This is a genomic window from Candidatus Albibeggiatoa sp. nov. BB20, from assembly GCA_016744725.1.
Taxonomy (GTDB): domain Bacteria; phylum Pseudomonadota; class Gammaproteobacteria; order Beggiatoales; family Beggiatoaceae; genus Albibeggiatoa.
The window spans coordinates 1-3,230 of the sequence record JADGDW010000264.1; the positions used below are offsets into that span (position 1 = coordinate 1).

At 37.7% G+C, this 3,230-nt stretch carries 4 protein-coding genes; all 4 read left to right on the forward strand.

The annotated features are described in order from the left end of the window. Positions 1-259 precede the first annotated feature (259 nt). The 4 genes from ABXH34_RS18315 (at position 260) to ABXH34_RS18330 (ending at position 2,845) form a co-directional block, all read left to right on the forward strand. Positions 260-961: an EF-hand domain-containing protein gene (locus ABXH34_RS18315; protein WP_353573331.1), complete on the forward strand. Its 702-nt coding sequence runs from the start codon at positions 260-262 to the stop codon at positions 959-961. A 345-nt stretch (positions 962-1,306) separates the two neighbouring features. Continuing rightward, entirely contained in the window at positions 1,307-1,867 is a 561-nt protein-coding gene (locus ABXH34_RS18320; protein ID WP_353573332.1) for an RNA polymerase sigma factor, read from the forward strand. After that, positions 1,864-2,310, forward strand: coding sequence for a hypothetical protein (locus ABXH34_RS18325; RefSeq protein ID WP_353573333.1), 447 nt, complete (start codon positions 1,864-1,866; stop codon positions 2,308-2,310). Before ABXH34_RS18320 ends, ABXH34_RS18325 begins: the two co-directional genes overlap by 4 nt. Before the next feature lies 1 nt (position 2,311). Continuing rightward, entirely contained in the window at positions 2,312-2,845 is a 534-nt protein-coding gene (locus tag ABXH34_RS18330; protein ID WP_353573334.1) for a periplasmic heavy metal sensor, read from the forward strand. Positions 2,846-3,230: the final 385 nt, after the last annotated feature.

Genomic DNA, 3,230 nt, shown 5'->3' on the forward strand with positions numbered 1-3,230 from the left:
ATATATGAGATTGATCTAAAAATGAGCAAAAAAATGTAATACTTTGATTGTAAATAATAAATTTTATTGCTTATTGTTTTATAGATGCATGGTTTAGCTAAGCTATAAAAACGCCAAAATTCTACTGCTTATACAGCGTTAATAATTTGATTTTTAGCGACAGGTTCATCATAGGTAGGCGTATAACAGGACAAGAAAGCATAAATATAGAATTAATTTACCGCTTTCTCCTTAAGCAAACTTATATTTGGAGATGATTATGAACACTATTACCACTTTATCTGCATTAACTTTAGGTATCGCTATTGCGGGTTATGCTGTTGCTGCTCCTTTTGGTGGGTGTGACACTGAAGTACGCAAACAAGTCTTATTAGCAAAATACGATACAGTTGAACCCATTGGTACAATTACTTTAGATGAAGTACAAGCTGTGCGTTTAGCTAAATTCCAAGCAATGGATACAGATGCTAATGGTAGTATCACAACCGCAGAACGTGATGCATATCGTACTGCTCAAAAACAGACTCATTTTACAGAAGCAGATACTAATGCTGATGGTCAACTTAGTGCAGAGGAATTTCAGCAAGCACGTCCTCCACATCTCCCTGAAGGCGTAGAATTACCTGCTAACCATGCGGAAAAACATGCAGCTGCATTTAGTCGTATTGATAGTGATGCCAATGGCTTTGTTACATTAGAAGAACTTGAAGCAAAACCTCAACGTCATGGACGTGGTGGTCAAGGTGGTTGTGATGGTCGTTTAGATAATGACAGTAATGGTGAAATCTCCCAAGCTGAATTTTTAGCCAATATTCGTTTATTCGACCACATGGATACAAATGAGGATGGTGTCATTACTGAAGCTGAAATGGATTCAGCCTCTTGTGAACGTGGTGGACATCGTGGTGGTTCTAGTAAAGGCGGTCATCGTGGTGAAGGATTTGGCAACTTTCAACGTTAAGCAACTTTTTAAGATTGACAATTTTTTATAAGTTGAGTTCGACATTAAAGAATAACCTGTTTTTAAAACCAATGAGTTGAGTTGGTTTTTTAGAGTCATATATCTATCAAACTAATTTATTAAATTGCAGGTTATAACTATAGTGATTTTATTTTAAAGTAATATAGGACTGGCAGTCCTCAAATTTGAAAGTGTTTGATATTTAAAATATTAAAGGACTGCCAGTCCTAACACATAACAAGAAATTCACTATATGATGTCGGATTCGTATTGTTATACTAATCCATTGTCAAAGAAATAAGATTCTTAAACGTTTAGGGCTCTGCCAGTCCTGATGAATATAAATTGCAGGAGACCCGTGTGGAATCGCACACAGATGAAATGTTGATGAAAGATATTCAAGCTGGGAATCAACAAGCATTTCAATACTTGGTCAACCAAAATTTAGCGAGTCTACATGGGTTTGCTCAACGTATGTTGGGAAGTAATAGCGATGCTGAAGATGTGGTACAAGAAACATTTTTGCGGGTATGGAACAAAGCCCATACATGGAAAGCAGACAAAGCAAAGCTCTCTACTTGGTTGCATCGCATTACACACAATTTATGTGTAGATTGGCAGCGTAAGCCAAAACTGCAAACCGTGACATTAACCTACGATGTCGAAGAAGATACGGAACACAGTACCAATAGTCTGCAACGAGAGGAAACTGCGCAAACCGTTGAACGTGCATTGCAACAGTTACCTGAACGTCAGCGCAGTGCTATCGTACTTTGCTATTATCAAGGAATGAGTAACCGTGATGCAGCCCAAGTGCTCAATGTCAGTGTTACTGCACTAGAATCCTTACTGGCGCGAGGTCGTCGCAGCTTGAAAGCGTTATTATCAGAACAGGGTTTATCATGAATATCAAGCGTTTTACCCAAATTATCGAAGCTTATGGAGCTGATTCAAATCGTTGGCCTGAGTCTGAGCGTCAAGCTGCATTAGCCCTGCTTACAATATCAACTGAAGCCCAAAAAATGCTGCAACAAGCGGATGTATTAGATAATTTTTTAAACACTGTTGCGGTGAATTCGCCCAGTCTGCAATTACAACAAGGTATTTTTGATGCAGTGGCGCGATCACCAAAACCTGATGATGCGTGGCAAGAATTGATAGATTGGCTGTTTGGTACAACATGGCAGCAGCACTTACTCCGACCTGCGCTGGCATTATTATTACCCTTAATTTTGGGTATTTTCCTAGGTGTGCAGCTCACGACAGTAGAAGATACACCTTTAACCCAAGAAGCGTTATGGCAGACGGAAATGAATTTACTTGCTTTTGATATGAATTCGGAATGGTAAGATGAAACAGCAAAAATGGTTTATTTTAACATTAGTTATTTCATTGATTTTAAATATCTTTATAGCTGGTATTTTATTAGGTGGGTATTTATTTCCTCCTCCAATAGGTTCTCATCCGCCTGAAATGATAATGCGCCCCCCACATCCTAAACACCTTTTTTGGATGTTAAAACAACTACCAGAAGAAACACGACAGAAAGTTGAGCCCATTGTACAACAGCAGTTCCAGCATGGAAAAGTACGCACAGAAATGCGCCAAACCCGTAAATTATTTCATGATATAGAAGCCTTATTTGTTGCAGAATCATTTGATAAACTTGCAATTCAGCAACAATTTAAACTTTTGCAAGACAGAAAAAATCAAATGGCAAAACGCTTGAATGAAAGCCTGTTAAGCATTGCTGATCAATTGAATCAAACTGAACGTCAACAGTTGATACAAGCCATTCGTCATTCACGACCTCGAGGCAAGCCTCCACACCATCAGCGGCGCGGTGAACATAGAGATTTTGATAAATTTGAAAAAATAGATTAGCCTCCCTTCTCAGGATAGTTATGTATATATAGTCAATTCTATCTTAAATGTGAGGACTGGCAATCCTGTTATTATTTAAATATCAATCAGTTTTAAAATCTAGGATTGCCAGTCCGTATCACTTTAAAGTAAAACGACTATAAATGTAGATGGATAAGCATTTGCTTAACTGTCTTTTTTACAAGTTTATCCCCAATGATATTCCACAATACTACCTTGCTTATCTGTATTTTTCACTGTAAGGTAATAATCTAATTCTTGTTTTAAATCATCTGCATGGGAAATAATGCCCACTATTTTACTTCCATGTATAAGGTTAAAACCTTCGCCTTTCAGGCGAACAGATTTATCTCCCTAAACTCAAGAATGGCTTATAATATGAGAG

Bases quoted from the DNA above. Each gene is read 5' to 3' on its own strand.
- ABXH34_RS18315 (WP_353573331.1), top strand. From the start codon at position 260: ATGAACACTATTACCACTTTATCTGCATTAACTTTAGGTATCGCTATT.
- ABXH34_RS18325 (WP_353573333.1), top strand. From the start codon at position 1,864: ATGAATATCAAGCGTTTTACCCAAATTATCGAAGCTTATGGAGCTGAT.
- ABXH34_RS18330 (WP_353573334.1), top strand. From the start codon at position 2,312: ATGAAACAGCAAAAATGGTTTATTTTAACATTAGTTATTTCATTGATT.